Source organism: Stenotrophomonas sp. 17(2023), from assembly GCF_030345315.1.
Taxonomy (GTDB): domain Bacteria; phylum Pseudomonadota; class Gammaproteobacteria; order Xanthomonadales; family Xanthomonadaceae; genus Stenotrophomonas; species Stenotrophomonas acidaminiphila.
The window spans coordinates 1961794-1981676 of sequence record NZ_CP128405.1; the positions used below are offsets into that span (position 1 = coordinate 1961794).

The window sequence follows — 19883 nt, forward strand, 5'->3', positions numbered from 1 at the left end:
GTCGCATCGGCTTCGCACGAAGCGCTATAAACTGCGCGCCTCCACTCACATTTGTTCACCGGACGCGACGATGTTTTCCTGGATCCTGGCCCTGCTGCTGGCACTGTTCGTCTGGGGCGTGACCTCCGCCTGGCTGTGGATGGTCAAGCGCCGGAAGACCGAAACCCAGCATGGCCTGGCCGCGCTGGCGGGGATGCGCTGGCGCGAGTTCTCGCAGATCGTGCGGCGCGCCATGAGTGAGCAGCGCGGCCTGCGCGATCTGTCCGGCGAGGACAGCAGCGACCGCGGCACCAGCAGCGATTTCCTGATGGAACGCGACGGCCAGCGCTGGTTGCTGTCGTGCAAGCACGGCCGCGCCTACCGCATCGGCGCACCGGCGATCAGCGAACTGGGCGCCGCCCTGCACCTGACCGGTGCGGCCAGTGGCATCCTCATCACCGAGGGTCGGGTCGAGCGCGACGGCCTGGCCGCGGCCGAGAAGGAATCCATCGAAGTGCTGGACGGGCGCGTACTGTGGCAGGTGCTCGCCCCCTGTGTTCCGGCGGACATGCGCACGATGGTGGAAGGCATTGCCCGCCGCGAGGCCGTGCGGCAGACCGGCATCGCCGCCCTCGGCGCGCTGGCGGTGGGCCTGCTGGCCGGCCTGGGCTATATGACCCTGCAGGTCGACGAGAACCTGAACAGGCGCGCCCCGGATGCCTCCGCCACGGCAGCGGCGGTACCACCGGCGCCCGCCCCGCGCCCGGCGCCCACCACACCCGCCCCGGCTCCCGCACAGGCAGCAGCGAAGGCCGGGACCACTGCCGCGCAGACCGGTTCCTCCCCCGCTCCCGCCGCACCTGCCACTGCGACCACTGCGGCCGCCGCCCGCATCGACAAGGCCGCCGCCGGCGACCTGCAGGAAGATCCCGACCCGGACACCCTGCTGCGCTACCAGCAGGCGGTTTCCAAGAAGCTGGCCGCCACGCCCGGGGTCATCAGCGGCATCTGGCTGACCCGCTCCACGCTGTCGGTCGAGCGCAGTGCCGACGACGCCACGGTGTGGCCGCTGATCTGCCGTGAAGTCGAGCATTACCCGGCGCTGCGCACCGTGCGGGTCCAGCTCAACCCGCGCCCGGGTACCGGCGAGCCGGTGCGCTGGCGCCAGTGCCGCACGTTCTGACCAGGTCCGGGGCGCTGGCTCCTAGAGCTTGTTACCCGGCGCGAAACGCGCCACCAGGTCGTAGGCATCGCCCAGGAATTTCTGCCGTACCCAGGTGATGGGCATCTCGCCGCGCCAGGTCTGGCGGTCGATCACCAGGCACGCGGTGCCCACCGGCACCTCCAGCAATGCGGCCTCGGCGGCGGTCGCCGCCACCGCGCTGATGCGGTGCTGGCCACGCGTCCACGACACGTTCTGCAGCAGCCAGCTGCCGGGCGCATGGGTGGAGAAATCCACCGCCAGCGTCTCCGGCACGGCCTCGGGGTTGATCAGGCGCCGCTCCAGCGCCAGCGGGCGGTCGTCGGCCAGGTGCAGGCAGCGCATCGCCAGCAGCTCGCCCTCGCCGACCAGCCGCAGTTCCTCCGGCGCCGCCGCGTCGGCACGACGCAGTTGCCGCTCCAGCAACCTGAAACCGTAGCGGTGGCCACGCTCGTTCACCGCCAGCGCGATGTCGGGAATCTCCAGCGCCACCTGCTCCAGGTGCGGCGGCTGCCGCGCGACGAAGGAGCCGGCGCGGCGGCGGCGCTCGATCATGCCACTCTCGGCCAGTGCGGTGAGCACCTTGTTCACCGTCATCCGCGAACAGCCGTACTGCGCCATCAGTTCGTGCTCGTAGGGAATGCGGAAACCCGGCGCCCACTCGCCACTGAGGATGCGGCCTTCGATATCGCCGCGGATACGCTGGTTGAGGCTAGGCACCTTCCTGTTCTTCACGCGTGATTCCTGCCTGGAGTCAGCCCAGTATCCGCTGCAACGCCGTCCGATAGCGCGCGGCGATCCCGTCGCGGTGCACATGGCGGCCGTCGCGCACCCACTGCCGGCCGTCGCGCCACACCGAACGCACCGCGCCCCCGCGCGCGGCGAACACCCAGCTGTCCAGCAGCGCGTCGCCGCTGCGGCCATGCAGCGACGGATGCCCGGCGTCCAGTTCGACCAGGTCCGCCGGCGCACCGACGGCCAGGCCGGCTGCAACGCCCAGCGCCTGCGCGGCACCCGCGTGGGCCTGCTGGTACAACCAGCGGCCGCTGGACAGCGCCCCCGGCGAAACCACGTTGCGCCCGCGCAGCGCCAGCCGCTGGCCGTACTCGAGCAGGCGCAGTTCCTCGGCTGCGTCGATCAGCACATTGGAGTCCGAACCGACGCCGAAACGCCCGCCGTGGTGGACGAAATCGCACATCGGGAACAGGCCGTCGCCGAGGTTGGCCTCGGTGACCGGGCACAGCCCGGCGACCGCGCCGGTGGCGGCGATGCCACGTACCTCGTCCTGGTCCAGGTGGGTGGCGTGGACCAGGCACCAGCGGGTGTCCACCGGCGCATGCTCCAGCAGCCAGTGCACCGGACGCTGGCCGCTCCAGGCCAGGCAGGCCTCGACCTCGCGCACCTGCTCGGCGATATGGATATGGATCGGGCCCGGCGCCAGTTCCACCAGCGCCTGCAGTTCCTGCGGCGTGCACGCGCGCAGGCTGTGCGGCGCCAGCCCCAGCACCGCGCCCGGCACCTCGCGCAGCGCCTGCCGGCAGCCGTCCAGCAGCGCGGCGAAGCCGTCGATATCGTGCAGGAACCGCCGCTGCGCCGGCAGCGGCGCGACGCCGCCGAAATCGCTGTGCGCGTAGAACACCGGCAGCAGGGTCAGGCCCAGCCCGGTGGCGGATGCGGCAGCGGCAATGCGCGCGGCCATCTCCGCGTGCCCGGCGTAGCGCTGGCCATCGGGCGCATGGTGCAGGTAGTGGAATTCGCCGACCCGGGTGAATCCCGATTCCAGCATTTCCATGTAGGCCTGTTCCGCCACCGCCTGGCACTCGGCCGGACCGAGCCGGTCCAGGAAGCGGTACATCAGCTCGCGCCAGCTCCAGAAGCTGTCACCCGACCGCCCGCCGACCTCGGTCAGGCCGGCCATGGCGCGCTGGAAGGCATGGCTGTGCAGATTGCCCAGCCCGGGCACCACCACGCCCAGCGGCTGCACGTCGGGCGTGGCCGGTGCCCCGGCCGCCACCGACACGATGCGGCCGTGCAGGCAATCGATGCGCACATTGTCCGCCCAGCCCTGCGGCAGCAACGCCTGGGCGGCATGGAAACGGTTCGGGCTGGAAGCTTCGTTCGCCATCACTGGACACTCTGCGTGGGTGGTGATTATTGTATATACAAATAAACGCGGAAGGGTGCACATGCACTGCGATACGGTCTGGCACAACGCCCACCTGATGACCCTCGACGATGCCACGGGCGGCCTGGGCATCGTCCGCGACGGCGTCGTCACCGCCCGCGACGGGCGCATCGTGCATGCCGGTCCGGCCGCGACCGCACCGGCCTTCGACGCCGTCCGGCGCATCGACTGCGACGGCCGCTGGATCAGCCCCGGGCTGGTCGACTGCCACACCCACCTGGTCTACGCCGGCAACCGCGCGAACGAATTCGAACAACGCCTGCAGGGCGTCAGCTACGCCGACATCGCCCGCGCCGGCGGCGGCATCGTCGCCACCGTGCGCGCCACCCGCGATGCCGACGACGCCGTGCTGATCGCGGCGACCCTGCCGCGGCTGGATGCAATGCTCGCCGAGGGCGTGACCACGCTGGAAATCAAGTCCGGCTACGGCCTGACGCTGGACGACGAGCGCAAGCAGCTGCGCGTGGCCCGGCAGCTGCAACGGCTGCGCCGGGTCGAGGTGGTGCCCACCTTCCTCGGCGCGCATGCGGTACCGCCGGGCCGGCAGGCACAGGAATACATCGACGAGGTCTGCGACGTCATGATCCCGGCCATTGCCGGCGAAGGCCTGGCCGAGGCGGTGGACGTGTTCTGCGAGAACATCGCCTTCTCGCGCGAACAGGCCGCGCAGGTATTCGAGGCCGCGCATCGCCACGGGCTGGCGGTGAAGATCCATGCCGAACAGCTGAGCAACCAGCATGGCGCAGAGCTGGCGGCGCGGCATGGCGCGCTGTCCGCCGACCACATCGAACACCTGGACGAGGCCGGAATCGCGGCGATGCGCGCGGCCGGCACGGTCGCGGTGCTGCTGCCGGCCGCGTTCTATTTCACCCGCGACACCACGGTGCCACCGATCCACAACCTGCGCGCCGCCGGGGTGCCGCTGGCGCTGGCCACCGACAGCAACCCGGGGACCGCGCCGCTGACCAGCCCGCTGCTGGCGATGAACATGGGCGCGACCCTGTTCCGCATGACCGTGCCCGAGTGCATCGCCGGCTTCACCCGCGAAGCGGCGCGCGCGCTTGGCCGCTTCGACCGCGTCGGCCGGATTGCCGCCGGCATGGACTGCGACCTTGCCATCTGGGACATCGACGCACCGGCCGACCTGGTCTACCGCATGGGCTTCAACCCGCTGCACGCGCGCGTGTTCCGCGGCGAACCGACAACGTAGCGCGGGCCCGTCCCGCACATCGCAACCACCCGTGCGCGGCCGGCCGCGCACCTGACCTTGAGAACCTGGAGTAATCCGATGAATTCGCACCTCACGCTTCGTCCCGGCCATGTTCCGTTGGCCCAGTGGCGCCAGATCTACCGCGGCGCCCGGGTGCGCCTGGACGACGCGGCACAGGCCGCCGTGCTGCGCAGCGCGCAGGTGGTGGAGGCCATCGTCGCCAGGGGCGAGCCGGTGTATGGCATCAACACCGGCTTCGGCAAGCTGGCCAGCGTGCGCATCGAGCGCGAGGACCTGGAAACCCTGCAGCGCAACATCGTGTTGTCGCACGCCGCAGGCGTCGGCGAGCCGATGCCCGGCAACGTGGTGCGGCTGATGATGGCGCTCAAGCTCACCAGCCTGGCACAGGGCGCCTCGGGCATCCGCCCGCAGACCCTGGCGCTGCTGGAGGCACTGCTGCAGCACGATTTCATACCGGTGGTGCCGTGCCAGGGTTCGGTCGGCGCCTCCGGCGACCTGGCGCCGCTGTCGCACCTGGCCGCGGTGATGATCGGCGTCGGCGAAGCCATCGTCGAGGGCGTGCGGATGCCGGCCGCCGAGGCGCTTGCGCGGATCGGCCACGCGCCGCTGGTGCTCGGCGCCAAGGAAGGCCTGGCCCTGCTCAACGGCACCCAGTATTCCACCGCCTACGCACTGGCCGGGCTGTTCGAGATCGAGACCGTGTTCCAGGCCGCGCTGGTCACCGGGGCGCTGTCGGTGGAAGCGGCCAAGGGCTCGGACACGCCGTTCGACCCGCGCATCCACCAGATCCGTGGCCAGCGCGGGCAGATAGCCACCGCCGCTGCGCTGCGCGCGTTGATGGCCGGCTCGGCCATCCGCGAGTCACACCGTGACAACGACGTGCGCGTGCAGGACCCGTACTGCCTGCGCTGCCAGCCGCAGGTGATGGGCGCGGCCCTGGACGTGATCCGCCAGGCCGCGACCACGCTGGAAATCGAGGCCAACGGCGTGTCCGACAACCCGCTGGTGTTCACCGATACCGGTGAAGCCCTGAGCGGCGGCAACTTCCATGCCGAGCCGGTGGCCTTCGCCGCCGACATGCTGGCGATGGCGGTGTGCGAGATCGGTTCGATCAGCGAACGCCGCACCGCCATGCTGGTGGATCCGGCGCTGAGCGGCCTGCCGGCGTTCCTGACCCCGAAGCCGGGTCTGAACTCCGGCTTCATGATCCCGCAGGTCACCGCCGCAGCACTGGTTTCGGAAAACAAGCAGCGCGCCTACCCGGCCAGCGTCGATTCGATCCCGACCTCGGCCAACCAGGAAGACCACGTGTCGATGGCCGCGCACGGCGCGCGGCGCCTGCTGGCGATGGCCGGCAACGCCGCCCATGTCGTCGGCATCGAACTGCTGGCCGCCGCGCAGGGCTGCGACTTCCATGCCCCGCTGCGCTCCAGCGACGCGCTGGAGCGGGTGCGCGCCAGCGTGCGCGCGCAGGTGCCGACCCTGCAGGACGACCGTTACTTCCACCCGGACATGGTGGCCGCCACGGCGCTGGTACGCAGCGGCGCGCTGGCCACCGGCCTGCACGAGGTGCTGCCGCACGTCGAGGCGTAAGGCCGCGTCTCCCCGCCGCGGCGATTGCGGCGGGGGGACAAGGACCGAGGCCCGGCATCGCCTGCTTCCACACGGCACCCTGCCCACCCTCGCCCGCCGCCTGGCGATCCCGTGCCGATGGCGGACGCATGCATCCACGCGAACCCGAAGGTTTCCCGATGAACACTCTCCCCGACTGGCTGCAGATCCACGAAGGCGATGCGCCGCTGATCGTCAGCTTCCCGCACACCGGCACCGAGCTGCCCGACGCGCTGGCCGGGCATTTCGTGTCGCCATGGCTGGCGCGGCGTGATGCCGACTGGTGGGTGCACGAGCTGTATGCGTTCGCCCGCGGACTGGGTGCCACCACCGTGCGCACCGCGGTCTCGCGTTCGGTGATCGACGTCAACCGCGATCCGTCCGGGGTGTCGTTGTACCCCGGCCAGAACACCACCGGCCTGTGCCCGCTGACCACCTTCGACAACCAGCCGCTGTACCGCGACGGCCATGCGCCCGACGCGGCCGAGATCGCGCGCCGCCGCGATGCCTATTTCATGCCCTACCACGCCGCGCTGGCCGCGCAGATCGCGCGGCTGCGCCGCCGCCACCCCACCGTGGTGGTCTACGACGCGCATTCGATCCGCTCGCGCATCCCGCACCTGTTCGACGGCGAGCTGCCGCAGTTCAACATCGGCAGCGCCGGCCCCGGCGGCGAGCCGGACACGTCCTGCGACAACGCACTCACCGACGTGGTCGAGAACCTGTGCGCGCTCAGTGGCCTGGGCCATGTGCGCAATGGCCGCTTCAAGGGCGGCTGGATCACCCGCCACTACAGCGACGTCGCCGGCGGCGTGCACACCCTGCAGATGGAGCTGGGCTGCCGCGGCTACATGCACGAACCGGCCAAGGTGGACGAGCACAGCTGGCCCACGCCGTACGACCCCGAACACGCAGCGCCCGTGCGCAACACCCTGCAGCAGGTGCTCAGCGCCTGTCTGGAATTCGCTACCCGGAGAAACGCATGACCCGTCACGATCCTTCCCGCAGCCCGCGCGCGCCGCGCGGCAACACGCTCAACTGCAAGTCCTGGCAGACCGAGGCGCCGTTCCGCATGCTGCAGAACAACCTCGACGCCGAAGTGGCCGAGGACCCCGCCTCGCTGGTGGTCTACGGCGGCATCGGCCGCGCCGCGCGCGACTGGGAGAGCTACGACACGATCCTGGAAACGCTCAAGCGCCTGGACGACAACCAGACCCTGCTGGTGCAGTCCGGCAAGCCGGTGGGCGTGTTCCCCACCCATCCCGACGCGCCGCGCGTGCTGATCGCCAACTCCAACCTGGTACCGCACTGGGCCAACTGGGAGCACTTCAACGAGCTCGATAAAAAGGGCCTGATGATGTACGGGCAGATGACGGCCGGCTCGTGGATCTACATCGGCTCGCAGGGCATCGTGCAGGGCACCTACGAAACCTTCGTCGAGATGGGCCGCCAGCATTACGGCGGCAGCCTGGCCGGCAAGTGGATCCTCACCGCCGGCCTGGGCGGCATGGGCGGCGCGCAACCGCTGGCCGCGTCGCTGGCCGGCGCCAGCAGCCTGACCATCGAATGCCGCCAGAGCAGCATCGACTTCCGCCTGCGCACCCGCTACGTGGACGAGCAGGCCAACGACATCGACGACGCGCTGGCGCGCATCGCCAGGTACACCGCTGCCGGTGAAGCCAGGTCGATCGCCCTGCTCGGCAACGCCGCCGAGATCCTGCCGGAGCTGGTGCGCCGCGGCGTGCGCCCGGACTGCGTCACCGACCAGACCAGCGCCCACGACCCGGTGCACGGCTACCTGCCGATCGGCTGGACGGTGGAACAGTGGCTGGCCGGACAGAAGGCCAACCCGGAGAAGGTGCGCGACGCCGCCAAAGCGGCCATGCGCGTGCACGTGGAGGCCATGCTGGCGTTCCATGCGGCCGGTATCCCGACCGTCGACTACGGCAACAACATCCGCCAGATGGCCTTCGACGAAGGCCTGAAGAACGCCTTCGACTTCCCCGGCTTCGTGCCGGCGTACGTGCGTCCGCTGTTCTGCCGCGGCGTCGGCCCGTTCCGCTGGGTGGCGCTGAGCGGCGACCCCGAGGACATCTACAGGACCGACGCCAAGGTCAAGGAAATCATCGCCGACGACCCGCACCTGCACCGCTGGCTGGACATGGCGCGCGAGCGCATCAGCTTCCAGGGCCTGCCCGCGCGCATCTGCTGGGTCGGTCTGGGACTGCGCCACAAGCTCGGCCTGGCCTTCAACGAAATGGTGCGCAACGGCGAACTGAAGGCACCGGTGGTGATCGGCCGCGACCACCTGGACAGCGGCAGCGTCGCCTCGCCCAACCGCGAGACCGAGGCGATGAAGGACGGCAGCGATGCCGTGTCCGACTGGCCGCTGCTCAACGCCATGCTCAACGTCGCCGGCGGCGCCACCTGGGTCAGCCTGCACCACGGCGGTGGCGTCGGCATGGGCTACAGCCAGCACTCCGGCGTGGTCATCGTCTGCGACGGCAGCGAGGCCGCCGACCGGCGCATCGCCCGCGTACTGTGGAACGACCCGGGTACCGGCGTCATGCGCCACGCCGATGCCGGCTACGACATCGCCATCGACTGCGCGAAGGAAAAGGGACTGGACCTGCCGGGCATCCTCGGCTGATCCACCCCGCCACTGGCGCGCTCCGCTGGCGGGGCGCACCAGTGGCAGGCCGCCGGCGGCCCGGGCGCGGAGCCGGGACCGGCCGCGCACCGGCCACGCTACCCGACCGGGTAGCCCCCGCTTCCGGTCGCATCCGCAAAGCGGCTGAATCCAAACCGCGCACTTGCTGCATCCAAGCCATGAACCCGCCCGATGGCGGCATGACAGCGAGGACGCATGCACACCCACCGCCCCCCTTCCCGCCGTGCGGGCCCGATCGGCCGCCGACTCGTCGCCGGTTGCCGCGCCGCGGCCCTGCTGGCGCTCGCCGGCCCCGCCCTGGCCGCCGCGGATGCCACCCCGGCGCTGCCGGACACCGCCACGGGCCGCGTCGCCCGGCAACTGCTCCAGCAGGTGGACAGTGCCGCGCCGGCACAGCTGGAGCAATGGCTGCCGGGCATCCTGTCCGACACCATCGGCAACCAGGACAAGGCCGCGTTCGTGGCCGGGCTGGTCTCCGCCGCGCGCGACGGTGGCGGACTGGAGGTGTTCGATGTACGCACCGACAAGCGACATCCCGGCGTGCTTGGCATCGCCGTCAAGGCGCGCCGCGACGGTCGGCCGGCATTGCTGTGGTTGACCGGTGATCCCGGCAACCCGGGACGGCTGTCCGAGGCGATGGCATTGCCGATGGACGATCCGCAACTGTATGCCGGCTGGCCGGCGCAAGGCGGTGCCACCGGGGCAGTGCTGACCCGCCTGCTGCAGGGCGCGCTCGACCGCCTCGCGCAGCACGAGGACTTCTCCGGCTGCCTGACCGTGCAGCAGGCCGGAAGCGTGGTGTTCGACGAATGCCGCGGCCTTGCCGAACGCAACTTCGGCGTTCCGGCCGATCACCGCACCCGCTTCCATATCGGCTCGATCAACAAGATGTTCACCGCCGTGGCCATCGCGCAGCTGGTGGAAGCCGGCAAGCTGTCGTGGGACGACACCCTGGCGCAGCACCTGCCCGAGTATCCCGACCAGGCCAGTGCGCGCAGGATCACCCTGTGGCAACTGCTGCACCATACCGCCGGGCTCGGGGACTTCCTGGTACCGGAGTACTTCGCCGACTCGCAGCGCTTCGTCGATCCGGGCGACTACCTGGACCTGATCGCCCGGCAACCGCGCGTCGCCGAACCCGGTACGCAATGGAACTACAGCAACGCCGGCTACATGCTGCTCGGCCGCATCGTCGAAAAAGCCTCTGCCGAGCCCTATGACCACTACCTGCAGCGCCACGTCTTCGCCCCCGCGCAGATGCACGACAGCGGCTTCGACACGCTCGACCAGGTGGTGCCGCGGCTGGCGGTCGGCTACTACCGCGACGGGCTTTTCTCCAGCACCTGGAAAGCGGCCTGGCTCAAGCTGGGCTACAAGGGCGGCCCGGCCGGCGGGGGCTACTCCAGCAATGCCGATCTGCTGCGGTTCGCACAGGCGCTGCGTACCGGCAAACTGGTCACGCCGGCCACCCTGGAACGGATGTTCGCCGATCCGGTGCCCGCGGGCCCCGGCGGTTATGCCGCCGGGTTCGGCCAGCGGCTGTCGCACGGCCGGCACATCCGCGGGCACGCCGGCGGCATCGAGGGCACCACCGCCAACCTGGCCATGGTCTGGGAGACCGGGGCGACCGTCGCATTGACCAGCAATCAGGGAGAGAGCCAGAACTGGATGCTGGCCGAGCGCATCGCGGACCTGCTCGCCGCCAGCGCACCCGGGCCCTGACCCCCGCACCACGCGTTCCCGTCGTTCCCGTCCTTCCCCCACTCCCGAACGTTGCACGGAGCCATAGCCATGGATTTTCTGCTCATTCCCGTTGTCGTCATGCTTGCGCCGGTGCTGATCGTGCTGATCGTGCTGCGCTACCGTTACCTGCAGGCCCAGGCCCGCTACACCGCCCTGCTGGCACTGGCCGACAAGGGCGTGGACCTGGGCGCACAACTGCTGGAGCCGCCCGCAGCCGACGTCCAGCGACGCCACGGGCTGGTCCTGGTCGGTGGCGGTCTCGGGCTGATGGCGATGTTCCTGGCCCTGCCCGGCGGGTTCGACAGCGGCCTGGCGGTCAGCCGGCTGTGGGGTATCGGCCTGCTGCCCCTGGCCACCGGCCTGGGGTATCTGGCCAGTGCCTACCTGGACCGCCGGGACGGCATGCGTGGCTGACGATGCCGCGGCCGCGCGCGTCGACCAGGCCCTGGCCGCACGCGCCCGGCACGGCGACCGGCAGGCATTCGAGCACCTGGTGCGGCGGCACCAGGGCATGGTGCGCGCGCAGTTGCGGCGCCTGCTGCATGGCGACCACAGCCTGGCCGACGACCTGGCCCAGGAGACCTTTCTCCTGGCCTGGCGCAAGCTGGCGCAGTTCCGCGGCGATGCGCAGTTCTCGACATGGCTGTACCGCATCGCCTACACCTGCTTCCTGCAGTCGCGCCGCCAGCCCGCGCAGCGCGAGCGCACGGAACCGGAAAGCCTGGACCTGCTGCCGGCACCGGCACATGGCATCGACCTGCAGCTGGACCTGCAGCGCTGCATGGGTCGCCTGTCCGCCGCCGAGCAGACCGTCCTGCTGCACTGCGTGCAGATGGGCCTGAGCCATGACCAGGCCGCCTATGTGCTGGCCATGCCACTGGGCACGGTCAAGACCCATGCCTTGCGCGGCAAGGCCAAACTCAAGGCGTGCCTGGCGGCGTGGCGCGATGACGACAGTGAGGAAACACCCCCATGAGTGATCCACGACAGCGCGACCTGGACACGCTCCTGCGCCGTGAATTCGAAGGCCCGGTTGCGGACGGTGGTTTCAGCGACCGGGTGATGCGGCAGTTGCCGCCGCGCCGCAGCCGGCGCTGGCCGATGTGGCTGGGGCTGTCCGCGGGCGCAAGCGCTGCCGGGCTGGCGCTTGCACGTACGCCCCTGCTCCGCATCGGCTGGCAGGACTGGCTCGCAGGCCAGTTCTCGGCTGCCGGTATCGGCATGTGGCTCATGGCGATGGGCGTCGCCTGGCTGGCGGCGGCGTGGGCATTGTCGGCAGCCGCGCCACGCTGAGCGCCAGCCCGGTGTGGACAGGCAGCCACCTCCACGGCACCCTGCCGCAACACAAAGCCCTCGCCGACGGTACCTGCGCGCATGCCTGCAACGCCCAGCGCAACCGGAACGGCGGCCAGGGCGACTCGTTCACCGGAACCTGCCATGAATCCGAGCATCCGCGATGAAACTCCGGGCGACGTGGACGCCATCGCCCGCGTCACCGAGGCGGCGTTCGCCAACGCGCCGCATGCCAGCCACACCGAACAGTTCATCGTCGGTGCACTGCGCCAGGCCGGGCAGCTGAGCGTTTCACTGGTGGCGCTGGAAGGCGATGCGCTCGTCGGCCATGTCGCACTGTCGCCGGTGGCCTTGTCCTCCGGCGACCGCGGCTGGTACGGGCTGGGCCCGATCTCGGTACGCCCGGACCGGCAGGGCCATGGCATCGGCTCGGCACTGGTGGTCGAGGCCATCGAACGGCTCAAGGCCCGGCACGCCGCCGGCTGCGTGCTGCTGGGCGATCCGCGCTATTACGCGCGCTTCGGATTCAGGGCATGCGAACAACTGGTGTTGCCCGGTGTACCCGCGGAGTATTTCCAGGCGTTGCCGCTGGCCGGAAAAATACCGGTCGCCGAAGTGAGCTATCACCCGGCCTTCGAAGCCGTTGCCTGATGGCGCCGGCGTGCAGAGCACCGGTGCGTGGAAGGTGTGCGTGGCGTGCGGCCGAGGCATCGCCAGCTCTCCACCGCGCGGCAGTGGCGCCGCCCGCCCATCCGGGCAGGCCAGGCGCGCCTCAATGGCTGGCGCGTCCCGCGTCCTTTCCGCCGCCACCGCGCTGTGCCGCCGTGCGGCTGTGCGCGAACTCCGGGAACGTTTTGGCCAGCGATTCCTTGTCCGGCAGGATGTAGAAAACGCCGCCTCGCTCGAACGTCTGGCGCACGACCTGCTCGTAGAACTCCGGTGAGACATTGATGCAGCCATGGGTGACGCGGTTGTCGTCCGGCGTCGGCGAGGCCAGCCGTTCCGGGCGCCGCTCGGCGGGAACACCGGTTGCGGTCGGATGGATCGACACCGCCGAATCGTAGTCCACCCACAACACGCGCCCGGCATCGAGCGAGGAGCCGTAGCCACCCACGAAGCGACCGGCGGGGGTCGTGCGGTCGCGGCCGGGAATCTCGCGGAGTGCCAGGCCGGCAATGCCCGGGGCGATGTGGTCGCCGACCGCCGAGCCGAACAGCGCAGGCGCCGCGCCACGCAGGCGGCCATCGCCGCCGAACACCAGGATCTGCGCCGCGGCCTTGTCCATGATCGCGAAGGGATAGCCTTCGGTGTCGCGGCTGGCGACCACCCAGCCAGCCAGTTCGATCACTGTCTCGGACACTTCCTGTCCCTGCGGCAGCTGATCGACGGCGGCCGCCGGTTGCGCACCTGCATCCTCGTGGGCTTGGGCAACGCCACTGCCGGCACATGCCAGCGCCATCGCCAGCACGCCGCCATGGACGGCACGGATTGCAGGGTGTCTGTACATGCGTATGGGGGACTCCATGGGTATGGCAACTGCCTGGCGACAAGGAATCCGGTGGCCGGTGACGGCCACCGGATTCCGCTTCATGGACGCACCGCGAAGGGTGCGGGAACCATCAACCGCGTGCCGCGCGGCGCGGTGCGGATTCGAGCTGCTGGACGCGGCCTTCGATCTGGTCCAGGCGCTGGTTGGCGCGCTGTGCGGACTGGTTTGCGGATTCAGCGCTCTGCGCCGCGCCCTGCACCTTCGCGTCGAGCTGGTCGAGGCGGCTGTTGATGTTGGCGAACTCGTTCTTGTAGGTCGCGCATGCGCCAAGGCCGAGCGTTGCGACGAGTGCGACACCCAGCATGCCGGCGCTCTTGAGATGTTGTCGGGTCATGAACATTCCACTCCTGCTTGGTCGGGGAGCTTGGAATATAGCGGCCTTTTCGCAGAAGCAATGACCACAGCTTCAGCTGATGTTGGCACACGTGGATGGACTGTGAAGATGCGAAAACATGCTGGAATCATGCTTCCAATCCGGCAATTCACCGTGCAATGCACAGATTCCCGACACGCCATCACGAACCTGTCTGAGGCGATTGCGGGCGATGAAAGACCGGTATTCGGCATCGATCGCTCCCGCTTCCCCAGGTGCCGGCAGTACACCGGCAGAGGTTGTCGTCAGCATGTCTCCCAGGACGCGATGTCCAACGCGCACATCGCATCCCTTGCGGATTGTTGGGTCCCGCGACACGACGTTCGATCGCGGCCGGCATCCAGGCGGACGGACGACTGCCCGCAACCACTTTCATCCTTCGCGGGATGTTCTCCGCGGACCGATAGCAGCCTGCGCAGGACGGCCCAGCACGGGATCAGTTGTTCCGTCATTGCGCTCATCGGCGCTCCGTTCAGTGAACCAACGCCTCGTTGCCAACAGGCCATCCACACGCATGTCCTGTCCGGGCTGCATGCGGCATCAACGGAACTCGAACAGCTCACGGTGCAGGCGCTCTTCCGCCACGCCGGTTTCGCGCATCAACTGGCGTACCTGCCTGAGCAGTCCGGCGGGACCACAGAAATGGATCGTCGGCGCCGATGTGCCGCGTCCCTCGACCGACTGGGCGAAGCGTTCGCGGAACCCGGCATCGCCCGGGCCGCTGGCGATCTCGACCAGCTCGACCCCGCGACGCGCAGCCAGCCCCTGTAGATCCAGCACCTCCGGAAGCTCACGTCCCGGCGTGTAGAAGTGGAAGAAGGTCACCCGCTCCAGCCCGACCGCATCGGCATCCTGCAGCCAGGAAATGAACGGTGTCACGCCGACGCCGCCGGCAATCCAGATTTCCGGGCCATCACCCGGCTCCCGCAGGAAACGGCCGAACGGTGCATATACCTCCGCCAGCAAGCCTGGCCTTGCCTCGCGCACCAACCGCTCGGTGTAGTCGCCCAGGGCACGTACCATGAAGGCGATGCCTCCATCGGTGCGTCCTGCGCTGGCAATGGTGAAGGGGTGCGGCTCACGCAGGCCGTCCTGCTCGAACGACAGGAAGGCGAACTGGCCGGGCTGGAACGGAATCGCCTTCCCCTCCGGCCGCAGCTGCAGATAGACCGCGTTGCCGGTCGAGGAAACGGCATCCAGCCGGTAGCGCGCATGCCGCGACCACAGCGGATACAACAGCAGCTTGTAGAACGCCGCCGCCACGCCGAGCAGCGACAGCAGTGCCAGCCACACGCCGGCCGCGCTGCCCAGCACGATGGGCGACTTGAAGCTGAGCCAGTGCGCGATCACGATCAGGAACAGCGGCCCCGACAACCTGTGCCACCAGCGCCAGCTGCGATAAGGGATCTTGCGGTTCAGTGCCAGCAGCACGATCAGCATTATCGCCACGAAGCTGAGCTGGCGGACGAGGCGCGTCACAGGCCCGGGCAGGGCCAGGATCGGCGCCACCTCCCACTCCTGCACACCGGCCTTGAAGACCAGGTGTATCGAGGCGAACACGAGCGCCCACACACCCAGCCACTTGTGCGTCTCGTAGACGCGGTCCAGGCCATCGAACAGCGACTCGACGGCCTTCCAGCGCGCGCCGAGCACCGCGGCCAGCGCCATCAGCGAGACCGCGGTGACGCCCGAGCCCAGACTGAGCATGGCCGTTGTCGGCCAGGTGCCGTGGGGAACCGCCAATGCCGGCAGGATGAAGCCGGCCATCACCACGGGAATGATCAGTGAACGCGACCCCAGCCGCATGACGAACCCCAGTCATTTTCAATGGACGAGATGAGTATGACCGCTTGTGGCCAAATCGAACTGATCGGGATCAAACGCCGGGATCCACGCTGCGCTTGGCGCGTCATCAATGGCCATGACAAGGGGTTCCGCTACCCGGCATGACGGCCCCATCGACGCAACCGCGACGGCCGCGCTCCCGGCCAGGCGGCAAGGGTCTACGCCACTGCGCGTGCAAACCGACAGGTCGCCCGGGATGGCTTACGAAGGAGCCCGCGCTTTATGCGGACCACCCCGCCAGGACGACGCCCTGCACTGGCAGGGCGGTGCCCCGCGGCAGCTTACGGGCACGGTCCGCGCCGTCCGCACGCCGATACGCGCGTGGGACGGGTGGAGCCGCGGACGTGGCGCTTCAGGGGCCAGGCTGCGTGCGGCTGGCGCCGCTCCCCGCGCGCAATAAAGAAGCCCGCATGCGCGGGCTTCCCGTACTGCACGATCAGCGCGACATGATCACCGGGTGGATGCCGCCTGCGCCGGTGCGTTCTTCACGTAGCGGTCGAACCAGGCCAGCATTTCGGCCACCAGCTGCGAGTTGGATTCCAGCGCGGTGTACCAGTGCGGTTCGTGCGGCAGCATCACCAGCCGGGTGGTGCCGCCATTGCCGCGGATCGCCTGGTAGAGCTTGCGCGACTGGAACGGTTCGGTGCCGGGGTTGGCATCGTCCTCGCCGTGCACCAGCAGCAGCGGCAGCTTGATCCTGTCGGCATGGAAGTACGGCGAGGCCTTCAGGTACACGTCCTGCGCCTGCCATACCGAGCGGCGCTCGTTCTGGAAGCCGAACGGGGTGAAGGTCTTGTTGTACGAGCCGCTGGTGGCCACGCCGGCCTTGAACAGGTCGGTGTGGGCGATCAGGTTGGCGGTCATCAGGCCGCCGTGGCTGTGGCCGGTGACGCCGATGCGGTTGCGGTCCACCACGCCCAGCTCGACGGCCTTGTCCACCGCGGCCCTGGCATCGGCGGTGAGCTGTTCCAGGTAAGTGTCGTAAGCCGTCTTCGGGTCGCCGACGATCGGGAACGAGGCATTGTCGATGATCGCGTAGCCGGCCAGCAGCATCAGCCGGTACGGCGCCAGGCGGGTGAAGGTCTGCTGCGATCCGGACACCTGCCCGGCCTGTGCGCTGTTGGCGAAGTCGGCCGGATAGGCATAGAGGATTGCCGGCAGGCGCTGGCCTTCCTTGTAGCCCGGTGGGGTGTACAGGGTGAAGGACAGGTCGATACCGTCGGCGCGCTTGTAGGTGACCAGCCGCTTCTGGATCTGCCGCACCTCCGGAGTGGGGTCGGCGACACGGGTCAGCTGGCGGCCTTCGACGGCGTACTGCGCCTCGCCGTCCCGCGCCGCGGCGTCGCGCGCGCCCAGCTCGCGCAGCCAGGCATTGGGCGGGTCGATCACCGACTGGTGCCAGGTGAGGTAGCGGCCCGGTTCGGCGGTGAATCCCAGGAACTGGTCATAGGCATCGGCCGCGCTGCGGAACAGGCGCTCGCTCCTGAGCGTGGCCAGGTCCAGGCGGTCGAGGAACGGGCGGTCGCCCTGCGGCGAACTGCCCTGCCCGCGCAGGAACACCTTGCCGTCTTCCTCGCGCACCACCACCGCGCCATTGGCCAGGCGCTGGTAGACGAAGCTCCCGGGATCGCCATACAGCTCATCGCTGGACAGGTCCCACAGCAGGCGTGCTTCCTGCTTCGGGTCATCGATGTCGACGATGCGGGTCTGCCGCCAGTGGCGGTTCTCGTCATACTCGTTGAGGAAGCTGCGCCGCGGCTGCAAGGTCCAGTCGAAGCCGGCAAAGCGCTGGGTGGTGCGGGCGATCTCGCGCGGCGGGTCGGTGAACGGCGCCGATTGCAGCATCAGCCGGTCGCGCTGCGGCACGCTGACGTTCCAGTCGCCCTTGTCCAGCGCCTCGGCCCACACCAGGGTGGCCGGGTCGGTGGCGCGCCAGTCGAAATCGCGCGGGCCTTCGGGCACGCCGTGCACCGGCACCCGCTCGGCCAGCGGCAGCGAGGCGATGCGCGCATGCCTGCCGGTGGCCAGGTCCAGCACGTCCACGTCGTAGGCGAAACGCTGGTAGGTGACCGCGTGCGAGAACGGCGGCCTGAGCGTCTGGGTGAGCACGTGCACGCCATCGGGTGCGCCGTTGACGCCGTTGTACAGCTGCGGCGCGCCCACCGGACGGACCGCGCCGGAACCGGCATCGACCACCGCCAGCTGCGACTGGCCGTAGTAGGCGAACAGGCGCTCGTCGTGGGCGCTGGCCAGGGTGTCGCGGGTTTCGTAGGTGCTGCTCTCGCCCTTGGCGCCGAGCGATTCCTGCACGTCCGGGCCATAGACATCGTCACCGGCCGGCACCGGGCCCTGGTTGGCCGGCACCAGCTTGACCAGCAGGCGGTTGCCGCCGTCCAGCCATTGCACGGTACTGCCGAACATGGGGTTCAGGCGTGCGCCGGGGATCTGCCGGACCTGGCCGCTGGCGGCATCGCCGACCCACAGCTGCACCGAATCGGCGACCACGTTCTGGAAGGCGAAGCGCCGGCCGTCCGGCGACCACAGCGCACCGCCGGCGCAGGCATCGGCGGGCAGCGGCACGCGGACCTGCCCGCCACTGGCGATGTCCACCAGGGTGAAGTCGGCGACGCAGGCAGGTATGCCGTAGCCGCCCGGGGTATCGTGGCGGCTGCGGTTGCCCGGCTCCAGGCGCAGGCCGGCCAGTTTCAGGTAGGGCCGTGCGACCCGGCTGATCGACGGATAGGTCTGGCTGGTGGTCAGCAGCAGGCGCTTGCCGGTGGGGTCGACGCTGGGCATCGGCGGTGGCGGCGCCGTCAATACCTTCAACAGTTCGGCCGGTGGCTTGGCGTATTCGGCATGCGCAGGCATGCTGAGCAGCAAGGTGGTGGCGGTCGCGGCCAGTGCCGCGGACCAGACGCTGCAACGGATGCTCATGGTTTCCCTCATGCGCTGGAAAGACGCCGGCCGCAGGCCGGTGGCAACCGAATCTAGCACCGCGCGGGCGGCCGACGGATGGGCCGGAAGCAAGGGGTATGGCCGGATGCGGACCTGCCGCGCCCGCCATGGGGCCGCGTGGCGGGCGGCCTGCCGAATGCACGCTGAAGATGCGCACCGGGTGAAAGAACGACGCCCTCTTACTTGCTATGTTGCCAACGCCATGAGACCTGCCGCCGGACCTCCGACGCCCCCTTCGCTGCCGCGCGAGCTGCACAGCGCACCGCTGCGCACCATCGCCCCGGTCGCCACGCTGGCACTGATCGTGTTCGCCGCCTGGCTGGCGTGGCAGCGGCTGCCGCTGCAGTCGCTGGCGGCACTGGCCTGCGCGGCGCCGGCCGCAGTCGCCACCTGGCTGGCACACAGGCGCGCCACGCACCTGTCCAGCGCCGGCCTGCTGCTGTGCCTGGTGAACGTGGCCGGCTGCCTGTTGGCCGCCGGTGAAATGGGCCACCGCGCCCTGCCCTGGTCGCTGCTGGCGCTGATGGCCAATTTCTTCCTGGTCCACAACCGCATCGCAACGCCGGCGAACCTGCTGCTGCTGGCAGGCCTGCTGGCCATCCCCGGAGTGCTGCGCACGCCGGCGCTCGATACCCAGGCGCTGCTGGTGATCGCACTGATCATGGGCTTCGGCTTCCGCCTATCGCGGCGCCTGCAGGGCGACCGCACCCAGCTCGAGCTGCTGGCCTCGCTGGACGAGCTGACCGGCCTGCCCAACCGCCGCGCGCTGGAGAGAACCCTGATGCAGCAGATCGGCAGCGCCCGCAACGGGCGCTTCCGGAGCGCACTGGTGATCCTGGACATCGACCACTTCAAGGACGTCAACGACCACTACGGGCATACCGCAGGCGACAATGCGCTGGTCGAGCTGGCGGCGATCCTGCGGCTGGAGCTGCGCGAACAGGACAAGGTCTTCCGCTTCGGCGGCGAGGAGTTCGTGATCCTGGCCGAGGCCGGCAGCCGCGAGACGCTGGCCAGCTTCACCGAGCGGGTGCGCGAATCGGTCCAGCAGTCGCTGCACGGTCCCGGCGGCGGCATCACGATCTCGCTGGGCGCGGCCATGTACGCCGGTGAACAGTACTGGCAGGACTGGTTCTCGCGCGCCGACGCGGCGCTGTACCTGGCCAAGGGCAACGGCCGCAACAGCGTGGTGATCGCCGACGACCTGGGCTGAGGGCTAATACCCATGGCGAAAAAGGAAAGAGCCG

General features: G+C 69.6%; 17 protein-coding genes. 11 read left to right on the forward strand and 6 right to left on the reverse strand.

Going from position 1 to position 19883, the window contains the following annotated elements:
* Positions 1-70 precede the first annotated feature (70 nt).
* Entirely contained in the window at positions 71-1162 is a 1092-nt protein-coding gene (locus QQA12_RS08860) for a restriction endonuclease (RefSeq protein ID WP_226049090.1), read from the forward strand.
* Positions 1163-1183: 21 nt separating this feature from the next.
* On the opposite strand, the gene hutC is transcribed toward QQA12_RS08860, so the two are convergent.
* Together hutC and QQA12_RS08870 are read right to left on the reverse strand one after the other, a co-directional pair.
* Positions 1184-1915, reverse strand: a complete 732-nt coding sequence (hutC, locus tag QQA12_RS08865; protein ID WP_054665923.1) for a histidine utilization repressor — start codon at positions 1913-1915, stop codon at positions 1184-1186.
* Between the two features lie 19 nt (positions 1916-1934).
* The gene (locus QQA12_RS08870; protein ID WP_226049091.1) at positions 1935-3305 is read right to left on the reverse strand and encodes a formimidoylglutamate deiminase; all 1371 of its coding nucleotides are present in this window, start codon (positions 3303-3305) and stop codon (positions 1935-1937) included.
* Positions 3306-3366: 61 nt separating this feature from the next.
* On the opposite strand from QQA12_RS08870, the gene hutI reads away from it, so the two are divergent.
* From hutI to QQA12_RS08915, 9 genes are all read left to right on the forward strand, one after another.
* A complete protein-coding gene (gene hutI / locus QQA12_RS08875; protein ID WP_226049092.1) occupies positions 3367-4575 on the forward strand; it encodes an imidazolonepropionase in 1209 nt (402 codons plus the stop codon).
* A 78-nt stretch (positions 4576-4653) separates the two neighbouring features.
* On the forward strand, positions 4654-6189 hold the full coding sequence (gene hutH, locus QQA12_RS08880; protein ID WP_056931359.1) for a histidine ammonia-lyase: 1536 nt from the start codon (positions 4654-4656) through the stop codon (positions 6187-6189).
* A 158-nt stretch (positions 6190-6347) separates the two neighbouring features.
* Positions 6348-7193: an N-formylglutamate deformylase gene (hutG, locus tag QQA12_RS08885; RefSeq protein WP_226049093.1), complete on the forward strand. Its 846-nt coding sequence runs from the start codon at positions 6348-6350 to the stop codon at positions 7191-7193.
* On the forward strand, positions 7190-8857 hold the full coding sequence (gene hutU / locus QQA12_RS08890) for a urocanate hydratase (protein ID WP_226049094.1): 1668 nt from the start codon (positions 7190-7192) through the stop codon (positions 8855-8857). The genes hutG and hutU overlap by 4 nt, the downstream gene beginning before the upstream one ends.
* A gap of 216 nt (positions 8858-9073) precedes the next feature.
* Entirely contained in the window at positions 9074-10600 is a 1527-nt protein-coding gene (locus QQA12_RS08895; RefSeq protein WP_226049095.1) for a serine hydrolase domain-containing protein, read from the forward strand.
* A gap of 69 nt (positions 10601-10669) precedes the next feature.
* Complete coding sequence (locus QQA12_RS08900; RefSeq protein WP_054665936.1) at positions 10670-11035, forward strand: DUF6249 domain-containing protein; 366 nt, start codon at positions 10670-10672, stop codon at positions 11033-11035.
* The gene (locus tag QQA12_RS08905; protein ID WP_289211188.1) at positions 11028-11597 is read left to right on the forward strand and encodes a sigma-70 family RNA polymerase sigma factor; all 570 of its coding nucleotides are present in this window, start codon (positions 11028-11030) and stop codon (positions 11595-11597) included. The genes QQA12_RS08900 and QQA12_RS08905 overlap by 8 nt, the downstream gene beginning before the upstream one ends.
* Positions 11594-11914 (forward strand): DUF5056 domain-containing protein, encoded by a 321-nt coding sequence (locus tag QQA12_RS08910; RefSeq protein ID WP_226049097.1) that lies wholly within the window; start codon positions 11594-11596, stop codon positions 11912-11914. Before QQA12_RS08905 ends, QQA12_RS08910 begins: the two co-directional genes overlap by 4 nt.
* Positions 11915-12058: 144 nt before the next feature.
* On the forward strand, positions 12059-12565 hold the full coding sequence (locus QQA12_RS08915) for an N-acetyltransferase (RefSeq protein ID WP_226049098.1): 507 nt from the start codon (positions 12059-12061) through the stop codon (positions 12563-12565).
* 121 nt (positions 12566-12686) lie between these two features.
* Here QQA12_RS08915 and QQA12_RS08920 read toward each other — a convergent pair whose 3' ends face one another.
* The 4 genes from QQA12_RS08920 to QQA12_RS08935 all read right to left on the reverse strand — a co-directional run bounded on the left by QQA12_RS08920 (position 12687) and on the right by QQA12_RS08935 (position 18615).
* A complete protein-coding gene (locus QQA12_RS08920) occupies positions 12687-13373 on the reverse strand; it encodes a L,D-transpeptidase (RefSeq protein WP_226049922.1) in 687 nt (228 codons plus the stop codon).
* Positions 13374-13533: 160 nt separating this feature from the next.
* Entirely contained in the window at positions 13534-13803 is a 270-nt protein-coding gene (locus QQA12_RS08925) for a hypothetical protein (RefSeq protein ID WP_054665946.1), read from the reverse strand.
* A gap of 573 nt (positions 13804-14376) precedes the next feature.
* On the reverse strand, positions 14377-15642 hold the full coding sequence (locus QQA12_RS08930) for a ferredoxin reductase family protein (protein WP_226049099.1): 1266 nt from the start codon (positions 15640-15642) through the stop codon (positions 14377-14379).
* A 489-nt stretch (positions 15643-16131) separates the two neighbouring features.
* Positions 16132-18615 carry a prolyl oligopeptidase family serine peptidase gene (locus tag QQA12_RS08935; RefSeq protein WP_226049100.1) on the reverse strand — a complete coding sequence of 828 codons (2484 nt, stop codon included), beginning with the start codon at positions 18613-18615 and terminating at the stop codon, positions 16132-16134.
* Positions 18616-18838: 223 nt separating this feature from the next.
* On the opposite strand from QQA12_RS08935, the gene QQA12_RS08940 reads away from it, so the two are divergent.
* Complete coding sequence (locus QQA12_RS08940; protein ID WP_226049101.1) at positions 18839-19849, forward strand: GGDEF domain-containing protein; 1011 nt, start codon at positions 18839-18841, stop codon at positions 19847-19849.
* The last annotated feature ends 34 nt before the right edge of the window (positions 19850-19883 follow it).